Genomic DNA, 15,231 nt, shown 5'->3' on the forward strand with positions numbered 1-15,231 from the left:
ATCGCTCCGTTACTGGTATTCCATATCGATGGTGGCAATCGTGTTGGCTTTTCCGGCCGTGACGGTGGCATCCGTCTGGTAATACTGCACGGCGAAGGGGATAACATCCGGCACATTGGGTTCAGTGCTTCCGCCAACCGGGATCGGGTAGTTGTATTTAAGATCAACGCCATCGAGCAACATCCTTATCCCCACGCCCGTGGCGCTGTCGCTCCCCGGCGTCAGGTTCAGAACGTCATCAAACTGGCTGTTAAGACCATTGGCGCTGGTCACCGAGGCCGTGAGGTTTACCGCTTCCGTACAGGTGGCGGTGATGTTGAAATACTTCCAGGCCGTGTAGCTACCTACATGGGTAAATTGCGAGACCGGGAAATCGCCGAGTGTGACCGTCAGATTGAGCGGGTCGATGGAACAGGTGGCCGTTCTTTCCGCGATAGTTGCGGAGTAATAGCTTTTATTATTCGTCGTGGAACCAATTCCGGCAGAGGTATAGACCCCAAACCCGTATCGCCCCTGAAACGTGGTCAGGGTACCGGTGCCAATATGCTGCGCCGTTTTGATTAGCCTTTCCGTGTAATTGAATGAAAAGGTCTGGTCGCTATTGACCGTGCCGATGGGGGTCGCCGTTGAATTACAGTCTGTACCCTCACCGCGTACGATCTGTCCGCTGCTGTTTACGAGTTCGATGCCTACGCCTTCAACATCCGTTGAGTAAACGCCAGGCATTCCTTCGACTTCCGTTCCAGAACCGTAATAGCACGATACGATGGTGTGATTAGGGAGGGTGCCCGTACAGCTACCGTTGACGGTATGGGCCTTCGTAGAGCCTGGGATCACGCCGCCAATACCCAGAGTCGTGGGAACAGACAACGTGCCAGGATTAAAGGTATAAGGCAGATCGGTACTATCGCAGGTTGTCGTCGCATGCGCGTGCGGTATCAGACACGCGCTTGCGACGAAGACAACCAGCGCAACGGCATATTTAAACATGTTCATTTTTTCCTCGGAAAGGGTCATACGCACTGCGCCGTGATGCTAAGCACTGCACCATCGTCTTTTGCCGGCAGGTGATAGGCTGCGGTGCAGTGGCTGTCGGCGGTTTTCCCCCAGCTAACGTCAACCGTCCCTTTTTCATGCATGCCGGTCAGATAAACCTGCCCACCGTCACCCACGATAAACTCGCCGTCCTGATGGGCCTGAGATGCCGTCGCACCGAACGGGATCGCACGTCCATCGGCGCGTTTCAGGGTCATTAGTACCCGGCTGCCAACGTGCGTTTCGTAATGGGCGCGCACGATGGCGCCGCGCGTAGGCGTCACGGTTTTGGCTGCCTGGTCAACGTCCGCATTTTCCGGCAGCGTTTCCGTGTTGAGCGCAAGGGTGTTATGACGATACGGCGACACGTAAGGCACAATGGCATAGCCGCGGAAGTCGGTATTCACGCCGGTTTGATTGCTGATGTTGGTGTCGTCCGCACCCGGCGCTTCGACCAGCGCGGCCGTCTCGCCCATCGGCTGACCCAGCGTGACGCCGTGCGCATGGGCGATCATGCTCCCCTGAAGGCCGACGTTAAGCTGCTGCTGCTGGTTATCCTGTGAATAGCCCGCGCCCACTTCACCGTAGGTGCCTTTGTAATCGGCATTCAGGCTGGTGCTGTCGCCGCTGCTCTGGCTGTGGCCCTGCTGAACGCCCCAGCTGAGGTTGTTGCCAGCCAACGCGGTGCCGTTCAGGCCCACGCTTTGGGTGGTATCGTGTTTCGTGCTGTTCAGGTTGTAGTTCACCCAGGTGTTGCTGAGCCAGCGGTCAAGAGGAACGGAGACGTTGAAGGCGATGGTCTGCTCGCTGGTTTTTTCGTTGTCGTCGTCGCTGCCGTCACGGGTGTTTTTATCCAGTCCGTAGCTCAGGCCGTAGCTGATGCCGTGCCACGAGTTGTTGTAACCCAGGTTCATTGAGGTCATTCCCTGGCTTGAGTTCCAGTAGTTCTCTTTGACCAGGCTTAAGGTCAGCGAACCGAATGAACCGCCCAGAGACTGATCGACGGTGGCCTCTTCGCGGCTGCGTCGGGTGTCCGGCATTTGCCAGTCGTCGTTGCGGGTATGGGAATCCAGGGTGTCCTGCAGGGTGTAAAATCCCTTGCTGTTATAGCGATAGCCAGCCATGGAAAAATGGGTGCCGGTGATGGCAAAATCTTTGCTGTAGCGGATGCGCCAGGAGCGGCCATGAGTCGGATCCTGGTCCTGCATCTCCGATTTCGCGTCGGTGACATCCACCGAAAACGCGCCGAAATCGCCGATGTTCTTACCGAATCCCAGCGCCAGCGCATCGTAGTACTGGCTGGCCTGCACGCCGCCGTAGGCCGTAAAGCCGTAAGGCAATCCGTAGATTGCCGTGCCCTGCATGAAGGGCGTTTTTTCGACGTCGCTGTCGTAGCTGCGATAGCGACCTGCGGTGAGGCTGTATTTAAAGCGGCCTTCACGCTGCAATACCGGCACCGACGCGTAGGGCACCACGAAATGTTGTTCGCTGCCGTCCGTCTCTTTAACGGTAACGTTCAAATCGCCGCTGCCGCCGGTGGGGTAGAGATCGTTAATCTCAAACGCGCCGGGGGCGACATAGTTCTGATAGATGACGTAACCGTTCTGGCGGACGATGACCTGGGCGTTGCTGTGCGCCGTTCCGCGGATCACCGGTGCAAAACCCTTCATGCTGTCAGGAAGCATGTCGTCATCCGAAGCGATTTGCGCTCCGGTGTAAGAGATGCTGTCAAACACGTCCGAAGGTGAAGAGCTTTGCCCGAATTTGACGCTGCTGCCGAGGGCGATAATATCGCGCTCGGCATAGGTATAGACCGACGAAAACTCACTTTCTGCGTCACCGTCACCGCGGGTTTTGCTCCAGGTGGAGTAGTTACGCAAGCGCCACGCCCCGAGGTTAAGCCCCGGACGCAGGTTAAGAAACTCACTGCGCTGGTCGGTACCATTTTCGCCTTTGCCGTGGTTGTCCCCGGCGGTAAAGCTGTAATTCAGCAGCAGGGCATTTATCCCTTCGTCGTACTCCTGCGGGTCGACGTAATCGCGCGGCACCTGGGTGATGGCGGTCTGAGGAATGCTTAACAGCAGCTGCTGTGGATTAACGTGAAACGTGGCGCTGGCGGAAGGGATAACGCTCAGGTCAATACACTGGGCCTTGTCATCCTGCACGAATTTGTCGGTTTTAATACCGAAGCTTTTTAGCTGGGCCGCGCTCAGGCACGGCTGCAGAGTTGACTTTCCGCTGGCATCTTTTTTCAGCGTGAACTCAATCTCTTTGCTTGCCACTTTATTATTGTTCACGAAGACGTCGACGTGATATTTACCCGGCGCCTGGCCGGGGCCGATCTCATAAATACTGAGATCCGTCTTTCCCTGACTGGGGTTGTCGATATCCAACAGCGCCGGGTTGAAATAATCTTCGGCCAGAACTTTTTGCACGCAAACGCCCAGCAGGGTACAGCCCAGTGCAATAAGCATTGAGCGTCCGTGTTGTTTAGGCGGTTTGGTGGTGTATTCCCAGCTCATAATGATTTCCAGTAATCCCTGGATGATTATTTAATTTGCGCGGTATATGACTGGCTGATGCCGCCGTAGTCATTAATGATTTTCCAGCTCACAGAGCGTGCGGTAATATTTCCCGGTACGGAAAAGTGCGTTTCGGCTTTGGGTTTGGCATAGGTGACTTTGCCGACTTTTTTACCGTCCAGCTTTATCTCCTGGAAATTAATATAAAACGGCGTAGGGTTTTCGACAATGAGCTGGTTACCCTGCGTGTGCCAGGATAATTGCGCAGTGACATCTTCTGGCTTACCGGTAATCCTCGCCGGGCGATAAATGAGCTTAATTCGGGTTTTAATCGCTATCTGCAGCGTGTTCGTGTTTTCATTGCGCGCGGAAGAGGGAATAGATTTAATATTCAACCAGAACAGCGATTCACGATCGGCAGGTAAATTCCCCCCGGTTCTGATGATGCGCAGAACGTTGTCCTGCTTCGCATCAAGGCGGAACAGAGGTGGCGTAATCAGGAACGGCGCTTTCTCGCGCGCGTTGTCTTCTGTTTCTACCCACGACTGCACCAGGTAGTCGAGGTTGTCCGGGTTGGCGATCCCAATAGACGACTCTTTTTTATTTTCCGGGTACACCACGCGCGTGCCGCCGATGGTAATTCCGGCGTGAGCGGCAGAGGTGATTAATAAAAATGAGGAGAGCAGAAGATATTTTCGCATTGTGATACCGTAATCAAGAAGTAACAGATATTAGCCACCGGGGTAGCTAATATCTGTTTTATTAGTTGTAAACGATGGTGAAAGTTGATGCGGCATTCGCCAGCCCGGCAGTAATAGTGCCACCGGTCTGAATATAGCGTGCACCAAATTCCAGGTCGTTCGTTGTTGTCCCTGAGGTGAGAGTGTACGCGGCGGAAGCCGTATATAAACTCAGCGGGTTTTCCGATTTATCCAGCAACTGAACACCCACGCCCGTCGCCGTACCCGTACCGGATGTCACAGCAAGGACATCGTTATTGCTGCTATCCGGTGTTCCCCCAAAGGTCACCGAGGCGCTGGTGACCGTATCAGGACAATCTTTTAGCTGAATACTAAAGCGGGTTGTCGACGTCGTCGAACCACTTCCGGTAAATGCAGATTTAGCAACCTTACCTAATGAAACATTAAGTGGGTTAGCTAAGCCATTTACCACCGTGCATGCAGAGTCAATAATTTCACCTGTGAAATTAATTTGGCCTTCACCGCTGGATGCAAATGCAGAAACCGAAGCACACGCCATCCCGGCAGCGATGCCCGCAATAATAATTTTTTTCATTTTAATCCTCTGAATGAAAGTGTGACACTTCTGACATTAATCATCACGTGGCTGATTAATTCGGTGTGAACTATCGCTGAGAATTATTTTTTGCTCAATTTATCTTCAGACCACTTTTATCCTCAAAGCGTCTTCGCAGGCTTCAGGGAGAGGAAAATGATTACCCGGCAGGTATTTATCAGGGCTATAGTAACTGCAAAGAGCCGCAAGGAGAGATGTCGTGGATTATCGTAAAATTATCAAAGAGGTGGGGCGAGGAAAGAACCACGCCCGTGACCTGGATCAGGAAACGGCCCGTGCCCTGTACACCCACATGCTGAACGGTGATGTGCCCGATCTGGAAATGGGGGGTATCCTTATTGCGCTACGTATTAAAGGTGAAGGTGAAGCGGAGATGCGCGGTTTCTATGAAGCCATGCAGGCGCAAACGCTGCGCTTAACGCCGCCGGTGGCAAAACCGATGCCGATCGTTATCCCCAGCTATAACGGTGCGCGTAAGCAGGCCAATTTGACCCCGCTGCTGGCTATTTTATTACATAAGCTGGGGTTCCCGGTGGTGGTGCACGGCGTAAGCGAAGATCCCACGCGCGTGCTGACCGAAACGATTTTTGGAATGTTAGGTATCGAGCCAACGCGACATGCCGGCCAGGCGCAGGCGAAGCTGGACGGTCATCAACCGGTTTACATCCCGGTGGGAACGCTTTGCCCGCCGCTGGAAAAGCAGCTCGATATGCGCTGGCGCATGGGCGTGCGTAACAGCGCGCATACCCTGGCGAAGCTGGCAACGCCGTTTGGCGAGGATAACGCCCTGCGCCTTTCCAGCGTTTCGCACCCGGAATACGTGGCGCGCGTGGGGCAATTTTTTGACGACATTGGCGGCAGAGCATTGTTGATGCACGGCACCGAAGGCGAGGTTTATGCTAACCCGCAGCGCTGCCCTCAGGTGATGCTGATTGATTCTGCGGGTACGCGCGCCATTCTTGAGCGTGGGGAAGAGAATAGCGGTGTGATATTGCCTGAGGCGAAAGATCCGCATACCACGGCACACTGGGTTGAGCAGTGCCTTGCCGGGAATGTGCCTGTTCCGCATTCGATCAAGCTCCAGATGGCCTGTTGTTTGCTCGCCACAGGCGAAGCTGACTCGGTCGAAGCCGGGCTGAAGCGCGTTAATGACGCTTTTTAAGTAAAAAAAAGCCCGTCCAGTGGCGGACGGGCAAGCAAGGGTAACAACAACAGGGTCAATGAGGGTTGGAGCAGCTCACCAGAGGGTATGGCGAGGGTAAAGCATTCATTCAGTCGATTATTTGTAGATAACCGCAGTACCGCTCAGCTTGTTATTGGTGTTCGCGGAGGTGATGCTGTATCCGCTTGCACCGGCAGCAGCAGCTTTCTCAGCCAGTTTGGCTTCCAGACCGTCCAGCGTGGTCGCGCCTTCTGCACTTACCACACCGATTTTATTCATGTTCTGCGCCTGGGCAGATGAAACAGGCTCCGCAGCGAAAGCGCCGAAAGACAGAGCGGACAGGGCAACAGCAGCAACAGCATATTTGATGGTTTTCATAGTTAATCTCTCGCAGGTTATTCTGTTAAGGGGACGATGTTCCGTCGATGTGATAAGTATCACGTTTTTCCGCGGAAGATAAAATCGAAGAGAATTGACGTGGTTGCTCAAAAAAATTGAATGACAAATAACTTATTGAATATTAATAAATTCAGCGCACCGCTTTACACTTCTTGTTGATGCGCTTTACAGAAGCGACAAGAACGGCACGTTTTGCCACGCGTCTGGCTAAAATTCGTGAGCGTAAAGCAAAGCGGTTACGCGGTTAGCTTACGTAAAGGAAAGTCAACGTAACTGGCTGTCTTTCGAACCTCTGCGATTATATCCTGAGTGTGATTGGTTTTTTGAATCTTTATCCTGCTGACAGGTAATGCAAAGCCGTACGCCGGGGATGGCTTTTCGGCGCGCCTCAGGAATAGGTTCCCCACATTCCTCGCATTCAGATAAGCTTTCCCCGCGCGGAATTTCACCGCGAGCGCGTGCAACCGCATCTTCAATTGTACTGTTGATCTGTTCGTTTACGGCGTCGTCATTTGCCCAACCGGAAGCCATGATGTGCTCCATCCTCTGTATAAGCCATACACTTCACTATGGGGTCAAAAAATGAACAGTCAAGGCGAGAGGAGAGAACTGCATCCGTTGGGCAGATGCAGTCTGGCAGAAGAAGGGGGGTTATTTATAGATGGTCGCCGTGCCGTACATGTGGTTATCTCCACCCGCGGAGTTCACCACGAATCCTTTAGCGCCTTCCTGGCGGGCTTTTTCAGCCAGCTTATCCTGCAGATCGTCAAGATTGCTTGCGCGGCTTACCGAGACGGTACCCGCGGGGCGCAGCTGGCTGGTATCGGCACTCTGGTTAAGAGACTGAACGGCCATGGCGGAGAATGATGCGGCTGCCAGGGCACCGGCGAGAACAGCAAGGGTCAGATACTTTTTCATAATCACATCCTCATGAGGAAACAACAGGTGATTCCCTTTAAGTTTAGAAGCCGGACGAGTGTGACTTAGCGCAAATATTTGATGATGATCTGCTTATTTTTTGAACGATATTAATTGACAATTTGCTGACAGATCATAGACATAAAGGTGTTTGATTTATGGCGGTTTTTTAAGCGTTACAGAGAAAGATTTACCGTTGGGCCAGCAAAGGGTATCTTACGCCGCTGTTTAAAGGAGAATGCCATGACTTCCCAAAAGCCGGGATTGCACCCGCGAAATCGCCACCGCAGCCGCTACGACATGAATGCGTTATGCCTGAGCTGCCCTCCGCTGCAGGACTACATTGTCCAGACCCCTGCGGGTGAACCGTCAGTCAACTTTGCTGACCCGCAGGCGGTTAAAATGCTCAACAAAGCCCTGCTGGCGCATTTTTACGGTGTGGCTGAGTGGGATATTCCGGAAGGTTTTCTCTGCCCGCCCGTGCCGGGCCGCGCTGATTATGTCCATCATCTTGCCGATCTCCTTGCAGACGATCGTGACGGAGCGGTTCCCGAGCAGGCCTCCGTGCTGGATATCGGTACCGGGGCGAACCTGATTTACCCGCTGATCGGCGCGCATGAATATCACTGGCGCTTTACCGGGAGCGAAATCGGTGACGAGGCCTTTGCCAGCGCCCAGGCGATTATCAGCGCAAACCCGGGTTTAAGCCGCGCCATTCGCCTGCGCCGTCAGAAAGATGCGGCCGCGATTTTCAACGGCATTATTCACAAAAACGAAAGCTATGACGCGACGATGTGCAATCCGCCGTTCCATGATTCGGCAGCATCTGCCCGGGCGGGCAGCGAGCGCAAGCGCCGCAACCTGGGTCAGGCTGAAGACGCCGCGCTGAACTTCGGCGGACAGCAGCAGGAGCTATGGTGTGAAGGTGGCGAAGTGGCGTTTATCCTGCGCATGATTGCGGAAAGCAAGCAGTTTGGTCGCCAGGTGAAGTGGTTCACGACGCTGGTCTCCCGTGGGGATAACCTGCCGCCACTCTATCGCGCGCTGACCGAAGCGGGCGCCGTAAAAGTGGTGAAAAAAGAGATGGCGCAGGGCCAGAAACAGAGCCGCTTTATCGCCTGGTCGTTTATGGACGATAGCAAACGTCGCAAATAGCACCCCGTTGTAGGCCGGGTAAGGCGAAGCCGCCACCCGGCTCGGTTATAGCGTCGGCTCCTGCGGCGGGAGCGGCGAGGCGGGCGGCGGCAACACCTGATACGTCTGCACCGGCATTCGCACGTTCGCCAGATCGAAGTGTTTTTTCACCATGCTGTCGAGGGCAAAGCGCACTGTCCACTGCTTTAGCGGCTGCGTGGTGAACGACACGCGCAGGGTAAATGCCGTGTTCGTCAGCCCGACAATGCCGGCAAACGACGGCTCTCCAATCACCAGCCCGCGAATATCATCCATCTGCATCAGCTCCTCTACCGCATCCCGCAGCGCCTGCTTCGCTTTGTCTGCATCCTCATGACGATCCACATCGTAGTTCGCCACCACGGAACCAATACCGCGCACGAAGTTGGCGAAGGTGGTGATCGAAGACCAGGGAATGATGTGGTACGCGCCGGTGTCCTGACGCACGCCGACGGAGCGTATGGACATCCGCTCTACCGTGCCGGTTAACGGCCCAATCGTGACCAGATCCCCCGTGTTCATCCCGTTCTCAAACTGGATAAAGATGCCGGTAATAATATCCTTCACCAGCGTTTGCGAGCCGAAGGAGATCGCCAGCCCCAGCGCACCGGCCCCCGCCAGCAGCGGGGCGATATTTACGCCGATTTCCGACAGCACAATCATGATGGTGATGGTGCTGATAATCACCGCCAGCGCGTTGCGGAACAAAGTCAGCAACGTCCGGGCACGGGCGCTGGGCAGCGGCCTGCCGTGAATATCCGATACCAGGCGGTTCTCGATAAGGCTCGCCAGCAGCGTCCAGCCGACGGCGGAGAAGAACAGGATCAGGGCGATACGAATTAAAATATCAACGGTCTTTTCGCCTGCGCCGTTATGCAGCCAGTTCCAAAAATCAAACAGGCTCCACGCATTCAGAAGCAGCATAATCGCCACGCAGACGGTCAGAATGCGTGATACCTTGAGCGATACCGACATCCAGCCGTTCACCCGTTTTTGCAGCTCAGGGTAATTGCGCTGAACCTGCGGTGAAAGGATAATGGTCTTCGATATCCAGCGCGACAGCAGGCCGGATACAAACGCCGCGATACCGATAATGGCCAGGCTTTTGAACGTCGCCCCCATCATAAATTTCAGGCTGTTTCCCGGATCGAACAGCGAGAAGAAGCACAGCACGATGAAATAGGCGCTTGCCAGCCAGTGCCACACCAGGGCGAACGCGCGAATAAAGAGGCTAAAGAATGAGAGGGAACGATCGGCCAGATGCAGCAGGCTCTCAGTGATGGTCTTTTTATTGTGGAAGATAAGGTACAGCGACCAGACGGTAATGCAGAGCATGATAATCACGTTTGCCAGGGCGCCAAACTGGACGTTCACCTGGTTGGAGATGATCGGCACGGCCACCAGCAGGCCGTAGCCAATCAGCCCGCTGAGCACGCTCAGACGCAGTGCCCAGTATTTCGCGCTTTCATCCCGTATGGAGAAAGGACGCAGTGCCGGGACGTGCGGACAAAAGAGTAACCGCAGCAGCGCCTTGAAGAACTCAATCAGCGCAAAGGCATTCAGGAAAAGCGATTGCTGGAAGGCGATGGTTTTATTGCCTGCATTCAGCCTGTCGGCCAGCATCTGGCCTAAAAACAGCGTCAACGCCAGCAGCAGTAAATCGATGATAAACGCTGAGGCGATCATCAACGGCAGGTGGAGCCAGCTGCTTTTCTCCTGATTTTTCCTGCGCCCCCACTGTCCCATTTTGCGGTATAGCGGCCACGCGCACAGGCGTACCAGCCAGTAAAAAAGAAATACCGCGCCCGCCAGCATCAGGAACTGCGTGGCGGCGGCGGTAAACGTGTGTGGGTTAAAGGGCTTGTGCGGTGAGCCAATCAGGTTGCGATAGAGCTGGGCAAAGCGTGACGAGAGCGCTTCACCATAGTGGCGGCTCACGTCGGTGACGTTTTCCAGCACCGTTTTTTGCTCCTCCTGTGGCGGAGTAATGTCAGGCACCTGCTCCTGCGGCGGCGTGGCGGCTACTTTTCGCAGCTGATCTATGAGCTCCTGCCGGGAGGTGTCGTTCTCAAGAACATCGGCAAGGGCGCCATAGGCGGCTTTTTTTTGTTCGGCATCGGGCTCCGGTGGCGGCGTGCTGTTCGTCGTCGCGGTGGTTCCGGTGGTGACGCCGGGGATCGCGACGGCGAACGATGGCGCACTAAACAGGCTTATCAACAGCAACAGGATCCACGGCACGGCGCCCTCCGGTGAAAATCTCGAACAAAATGATAAGTATAGAAGTCGAGGCGCGGAGGGGAATTTTTGGGAACAATCTGGCGTAAAAAAGCCGGGCAGGGCCCGGCTCGGTATGACGCGAGGGATCAGGAGACGTGCTGGAGGAACTCCTGCAGACGCTGCCCTGGCGGGTTAGCAATAAGCTCTTGCGGGTTACCGTCCTGAGCAATGCGGCCTTTATCAATAAAGATCAGGCGGGACGCTACTTTCTCAGCAAAGCCGATTTCGTGGGTCACGATAACCATCGTCATCCCTTCTTCGGCCAGATCCTGCATGACTTTCAGCACCTCGTGGCGCAGCTCCGGGTCGAGCGCGGAAGTCGGCTCATCAAACAGCATCATCTTCGGTTTCACCGCCAGCGCGCGGGCAATCGCCACGCGCTGCTGCTGGCCGCCGGACAGCTCGGAAGGGTAGTGGTGCGCACGTTCGGCCAGGCCGACCTTGGCCAGCAGATCTTTTGCCTGCGCTTCCGCCGCCGCTTTGCTCGCCCCGCGCACGCGCAGCGGGCCAAACATCACGTTTTCCAGCGCCGTGAGGTGCGGGAACAGGTAGAACTGCTGGAACACCATGCCCGCTTCCTGACGAATCAGACGCTCATCCACTTTTGGGTCATTGACCTTCAGGCCGTCGACGATCAGATCGCCGCTGGTGATCTCTTCCAGCTTGTTGATGCAGCGCAGCAGCGTGGATTTACCGGAGCCGGACGGCCCGATAATGACCACCACTTCACCCTGCTTAATGTTCAAATCAATATTGTGCAGCACCTGGGTTGGGCCAAAGTGCTTGGAAACGTTTTTAAATTCAATCACAGGATTTTCATCCTTCTTTCAAGACGACGCAGAACGAAGCTCAGAACCAGAGTAATGATCAGGTAGACAACGGCTACCGCACTCCAGATTTCCAGCGCGCGGAAGTTGCCGGCAATGATCTCCTGCCCCTGACGGGTCAGCTCAGCCACGCCGATAACGATGAACAGCGACGTATCTTTAATGCTGATGATCCACTGGTTACCGAGCGGCGGCAGCATGCGGCGCAGCGCCAGCGGCAGAATAACGTGGCGGATCGTTTCGCGACGAGAAAGACCTAATGCCAGACCGGCTTCACTGAAACCTTTATGAATCGACAGCACCGCACCGCGGGTGATTTCCGCAATGTAGGCCCCTGAGTTGATCATAATGGTGACGACCGCTGCGCTGAACGGGTCGATGCGCAGGTCATTGAAGGCCATTGGCAGGGCGAAGTAGATGAACATGACCTGCACGACAATAGGGGTGCCGCGGATCACTTCGATGAAAACCAGTGCGATGTGGTTTGCAATCCAGCCGCCGTAGGTGCGGGCGAAACCGGCGACAAGACCGATAATCAACCCGCCAACCAGACCCAGGACCGAAATCCACAGGGTCATTTTAGCGCCTTCAAGCAAGAGTGGAATGGCAGGCCAGATGGCGCTCCAGTCAAACTGCATGATAATTTCCTGTTACTGTTACCGTGTTACAAAAATAGCAGGGGCGAAAGGTCGCCCCCGAGTGAACGTCATTTTTACGTCTTATTATTTAGGCTCGGTGCCGAACCATTTTTTGTAGATTTCGTTATAGGTGCCGTTCTCTTTCAGCGTTTTCAGCGCGCCGTTAACTTTCGTGCGCAGCTCCTCGCTGCCTTTCGGGAAGGCGATACCGTACTGCTGCGCTTCCAGAGACTCACCCACGGCCTTGAACTTGCCGTTGCCCGCCGTTTTGATGAAGTACAGGATGTTAGGCGTGTCGTGCAGAACAGCGTCAGCACGATTGGTGCCGAGTTCCATATACGCGTTGTCGATGTTCGGGAACTGGCGCAGGTCTTTGGTTTTGATATTCGCTTTTGCGTAATCAACGGAACCGGTGCCGCTCTTCACCGCAACCACTTTGCCGTCGAGATCTTTCACGCTTTTTACGTCGTTATTATCGGCTTTGACCATCACCAGCAGGCCGCTTTTGTAGTAGCCGTCAGAGAAGTCGATCGCTTTTTTACGTTCATCGGTGATGGTGATACCCGCCAGCGCCAGATCGACGTTTTTGGTTTGCAGTGCCGGGATGATGCCGCTGAAGTCCATTGGCTTCAGGGTGTAATCCAGTTTGAGTTCTTTGGCGACAGCGGCCCACAGATCCACATCAAAACCAACGTATTTATCACCCTGTTTGAATTCAAACGGAACGAACGCCGTGTCGGTCGCCACAACCAGTTTGTCGGCAGCCTGAGAAGACACCGCAAAAGCCAGGGTAAGTGCAGCCAGTGAAACTTTTAATACAGACTTCATAGCATTTCCTTTTATATCCACGGGGCGATCCCCTGCGAGAACAGGTGGCACAATGAAAAAATCGTGCCAACTTTACAAGTTATTGTTTTGCAAAGGGGATGATGTCATGCATTGCACAATAAAGGAGGCAATGAGGTTTAATTGCACCAAAGTGGAGCACTGTTTTGGTGCGCTTCGTTTGGGGCAACTGACGGAGAGACATTTAGCGGAAATTCTGACGAAAAAACAATCTTTCATTAACGGTTGTGTGAGGTGATTATTACATTTCGTTCACTTTTGCAGGCATGCAGGCAAAAACTGTGCACCATAGATGTGCAAAACCCTCACCGAAGGGCGAGGGTTTAAGAGATAATTCTTATGAATTATTCGATGTTTGATTCGATAAACCACAGGAACTGATCCAGGTCGCGGGAGGCGGCGGTGAAAATATCTGCAGTATCTTCATCTTTGGCTTCGCCGATCGCTTTGCGCACGTCATTGGCCACAATCGCGTAGCGGTCCGCAAGCTCTTTCAGGTGATCCTGAACGGTATGGATATCCAGCGGATAACTCTTCAGGGGCGTTTTGCTGTTGATCACCTGCGTGGTACCCAGCGCGACGCCGCCTAGCTGAACAGCGCGTTCAGCCATCGTATCAAGGTGGGTAACCAGTGCTGTGCGGAAGCCATCAAGCATTTCATGAACGGCAATAAAGTTTGCACCGCGCATATTCCAGTGGGCCTGTTTAGTGATCAGCGAAAGATCGATGAACTGGATCACCTGGCGATTCAGCAACTCAATGGTCGCTTTTTTGTCGCTATCCGATACATCGTTACGGGTATAAAGCAGATTAGACGCTTTCGTTTTCACCAGTTTAGCGGTACTCATAATCTCATATCCTCTTGATGTTTATGTCCCAGGTAATTTCGAAACTAAGTATAGCACCAGATTTTTTCTCTGCGGTCTGGCTGTGCCTATCGGTTTAATAGCGAAATGAGGGTTGAGAATTTAATGCATTGATACTAATAGATTTTTTATAAATTGATACAGATCAATCTTAATTGTCTGTGGTGAGCGTAAGCGTGGAAGGATATTTCGCGAATATGACAATGTGTGTAAGAAATTATTATGCCCCACATTCTGGCCTTTATTCTGCATGGCACGCAAGCCATGCAGAATATATGGCCTTAGTTGATATCCACCTTCTCAACTTTTGGTTCAGGACGCATGGTGAGCGTCGAGCCCATTGATGCGGCGATAATTGAGCAGAGCGCCAGCGTCTGGGTCAATGTCAGGGTTTCGCCGAGGAATACCATCCCGGAAATCGCCGCAAGTGCAGGCTCCATGCTCATCAGCGTGCCAAAAATGCGTGTCGGCAGGCGCGTAAGGGCAATCATTTCCAGAGAGTAGGGGAGCGCGGTGGAGAGAATCGCGACCGCCAGCCCGACGGGCATAACGGACCATTGCCAGATAGATGCCGTCGCCTGCGCCATGCCGATGGGCACAAAGACGATAGCGGCGATGAGTGAACCTAACGCGACCGTTGCCGGTCCATGCTCTTCCCCTGCGCGCTGGCCTGTTAATATATAGATAGCCCAGCAGGCACCTGCACCCAGCGCCAGCGCTGCGCCCGTGAGATCGATCTCAGAGACGTTCTGGCCCAGCGGGAGCAAGAACCATAAGCCCAGCACGGCTAATATGACCCAGATAAAATCAACCGGACGTCGTGAGGAGAAAAGCGCCACGGCCAGCGGGCCGGTAAACTCCAGCGCGACGGCAATCCCCAGCGGTATTGTCTGAATGGAGAGGTAGAACAGATAGTTCATCGCCCCGAGGGAGAGCCCATAAAACAGCAGAGGCAGACGCTGCTCCTTTTTAAAGCGCAGACGCCAGGGTTTGAAAATGAGCACCAGTATTACCGTACCCAGCACGATACGCAGGGCGGTAACCCCAGGCGCGCCAACCAGTGGGAAAAGCGATTTTGCCAGCGAAGCACCGCTTTGAATGGACAACATGGCAATGAGTATGACGGCTACCGGCAACCAGACCGACGACGTGCGGGATAACCCAGGCATCCTTTCTCCTGTCAGCTTATGTCAAATGAAGTAAAGGTTGCAGTGTAAAGGAAATAAGCGGCAACGGTTGAGGCGCTGTTGA

Annotated in this window: 15 protein-coding genes; 2 read left to right on the plus strand and 13 right to left on the minus strand. The window is 54.1% G+C overall.

All coding sequences use genetic code 11. The features are described from left to right. Positions 1–9: 9 nt before the first annotated feature. From M2433_RS07320 to M2433_RS07335, 4 genes are all read right to left on the minus strand, one after another. A complete protein-coding gene (locus tag M2433_RS07320) occupies positions 10–996 on the minus strand; it encodes a fimbrial protein (RefSeq protein ID WP_429053325.1) in 987 nt (328 codons plus the stop codon). A gap of 17 nt (positions 997–1,013) precedes the next feature. Further along, the gene (locus M2433_RS07325; RefSeq protein WP_429053324.1) at positions 1,014–3,557 is read right to left on the minus strand and encodes a fimbria/pilus outer membrane usher protein; all 2,544 of its coding nucleotides are present in this window, start codon (positions 3,555–3,557) and stop codon (positions 1,014–1,016) included. Between the two features lie 26 nt (positions 3,558–3,583). Beyond that, positions 3,584–4,258 (minus strand): fimbrial biogenesis chaperone, encoded by a 675-nt coding sequence (locus M2433_RS07330; RefSeq protein WP_429053323.1) that lies wholly within the window; start codon positions 4,256–4,258, stop codon positions 3,584–3,586. Positions 4,259–4,319: 61 nt separating this feature from the next. Beyond that, a complete protein-coding gene (locus tag M2433_RS07335; protein WP_429053322.1) occupies positions 4,320–4,853 on the minus strand; it encodes a fimbrial protein in 534 nt (177 codons plus the stop codon). A gap of 220 nt (positions 4,854–5,073) precedes the next feature. On the opposite strand from M2433_RS07335, the gene ybiB reads away from it, so the two are divergent. Next, on the plus strand, positions 5,074–6,036 hold the full coding sequence (gene ybiB, locus M2433_RS07340; RefSeq protein ID WP_429053321.1) for a DNA-binding protein YbiB: 963 nt from the start codon (positions 5,074–5,076) through the stop codon (positions 6,034–6,036). A 117-nt stretch (positions 6,037–6,153) separates the two neighbouring features. On the opposite strand, the gene ybiJ is transcribed toward ybiB, so the two are convergent. The 3 genes from ybiJ to mcbA form a co-directional block, all read right to left on the minus strand. Beyond that, positions 6,154–6,414: a DUF1471 family protein YbiJ gene (gene ybiJ / locus M2433_RS07345; protein WP_047347013.1), complete on the minus strand. Its 261-nt coding sequence runs from the start codon at positions 6,412–6,414 to the stop codon at positions 6,154–6,156. A 285-nt stretch (positions 6,415–6,699) separates the two neighbouring features. Further along, a complete protein-coding gene (locus M2433_RS07350; protein WP_429053320.1) occupies positions 6,700–6,966 on the minus strand; it encodes a DksA/TraR family C4-type zinc finger protein in 267 nt (88 codons plus the stop codon). A gap of 120 nt (positions 6,967–7,086) precedes the next feature. Then, positions 7,087–7,353 carry a DUF1471 family periplasmic protein McbA gene (mcbA, locus tag M2433_RS07355; protein ID WP_429053319.1) on the minus strand — a complete coding sequence of 89 codons (267 nt, stop codon included), beginning with the start codon at positions 7,351–7,353 and terminating at the stop codon, positions 7,087–7,089. Between the two features lie 243 nt (positions 7,354–7,596). On the opposite strand from mcbA, the gene rlmF reads away from it, so the two are divergent. Next, entirely contained in the window at positions 7,597–8,508 is a 912-nt protein-coding gene (gene rlmF, locus M2433_RS07360; protein WP_429053317.1) for a 23S rRNA (adenine(1618)-N(6))-methyltransferase RlmF, read from the plus strand. Between the two features lie 45 nt (positions 8,509–8,553). On the opposite strand, the gene ybiO is transcribed toward rlmF, so the two are convergent. The 6 genes from ybiO to rhtA form a co-directional block, all read right to left on the minus strand. Next, positions 8,554–10,764 carry a mechanosensitive channel protein gene (gene ybiO, locus M2433_RS07365; protein ID WP_429053316.1) on the minus strand — a complete coding sequence of 737 codons (2,211 nt, stop codon included), beginning with the start codon at positions 10,762–10,764 and terminating at the stop codon, positions 8,554–8,556. Positions 10,765–10,889: 125 nt separating this feature from the next. Then, complete coding sequence (glnQ, locus tag M2433_RS07370) at positions 10,890–11,612, minus strand: glutamine ABC transporter ATP-binding protein GlnQ (RefSeq protein WP_429053315.1); 723 nt, start codon at positions 11,610–11,612, stop codon at positions 10,890–10,892. Continuing rightward, a complete protein-coding gene (gene glnP, locus M2433_RS07375) occupies positions 11,609–12,268 on the minus strand; it encodes a glutamine ABC transporter permease GlnP (protein ID WP_010428919.1) in 660 nt (219 codons plus the stop codon). The genes glnQ and glnP overlap by 4 nt, the downstream gene beginning before the upstream one ends. Before the next feature lie 84 nt (positions 12,269–12,352). Continuing rightward, on the minus strand, positions 12,353–13,096 hold the full coding sequence (gene glnH, locus M2433_RS07380; RefSeq protein ID WP_429053314.1) for a glutamine ABC transporter substrate-binding protein GlnH: 744 nt from the start codon (positions 13,094–13,096) through the stop codon (positions 12,353–12,355). A gap of 362 nt (positions 13,097–13,458) precedes the next feature. Beyond that, positions 13,459–13,962 (minus strand): DNA starvation/stationary phase protection protein Dps, encoded by a 504-nt coding sequence (gene dps, locus M2433_RS07385; RefSeq protein ID WP_010428924.1) that lies wholly within the window; start codon positions 13,960–13,962, stop codon positions 13,459–13,461. Positions 13,963–14,261: 299 nt separating this feature from the next. Then, the gene (rhtA, locus tag M2433_RS07390; protein WP_429053312.1) at positions 14,262–15,149 is read right to left on the minus strand and encodes a threonine/homoserine exporter RhtA; all 888 of its coding nucleotides are present in this window, start codon (positions 15,147–15,149) and stop codon (positions 14,262–14,264) included. Positions 15,150–15,231: the final 82 nt, after the last annotated feature.

Source organism: Enterobacter sp. AC1 (genome assembly GCF_050434705.1).
GTDB classification, from domain to species: Bacteria; Pseudomonadota; Gammaproteobacteria; order Enterobacterales; family Enterobacteriaceae; genus Enterobacter; species Enterobacter cloacae_L.

Excerpts from the sequence above, each read along its gene's own strand:
- M2433_RS07350 (WP_429053320.1), bottom strand. The coding sequence starts at position 6,966 with ATGGCTTCCGGTTGGGCAAATGACGACGCCGTAAACGAACAGATCAAC.
- ybiJ (WP_047347013.1), bottom strand. The coding sequence starts at position 6,414 with ATGAAAACCATCAAATATGCTGTTGCTGCTGTTGCCCTGTCCGCTCTG.
- M2433_RS07325 (WP_429053324.1), bottom strand. The coding sequence starts at position 3,557 with ATGAGCTGGGAATACACCACCAAACCGCCTAAACAACACGGACGCTCA.
- rhtA (WP_429053312.1), bottom strand. The coding sequence starts at position 15,149 with ATGCCTGGGTTATCCCGCACGTCGTCGGTCTGGTTGCCGGTAGCCGTC.
- glnH (WP_429053314.1), bottom strand. The coding sequence starts at position 13,096 with ATGAAGTCTGTATTAAAAGTTTCACTGGCTGCACTTACCCTGGCTTTT.
- M2433_RS07320 (WP_429053325.1), bottom strand. The coding sequence starts at position 996 with ATGAACATGTTTAAATATGCCGTTGCGCTGGTTGTCTTCGTCGCAAGC.
- dps (WP_010428924.1), bottom strand. The coding sequence starts at position 13,962 with ATGAGTACCGCTAAACTGGTGAAAACGAAAGCGTCTAATCTGCTTTAT.
- M2433_RS07335 (WP_429053322.1), bottom strand. The coding sequence starts at position 4,853 with ATGAAAAAAATTATTATTGCGGGCATCGCTGCCGGGATGGCGTGTGCT.
- M2433_RS07330 (WP_429053323.1), bottom strand. The coding sequence starts at position 4,258 with ATGCGAAAATATCTTCTGCTCTCCTCATTTTTATTAATCACCTCTGCC.
- mcbA (WP_429053319.1), bottom strand. The coding sequence starts at position 7,353 with ATGAAAAAGTATCTGACCCTTGCTGTTCTCGCCGGTGCCCTGGCAGCC.
- glnP (WP_010428919.1), bottom strand. The coding sequence starts at position 12,268 with ATGCAGTTTGACTGGAGCGCCATCTGGCCTGCCATTCCACTCTTGCTT.
- rlmF (WP_429053317.1), top strand. The coding sequence starts at position 7,597 with ATGACTTCCCAAAAGCCGGGATTGCACCCGCGAAATCGCCACCGCAGC.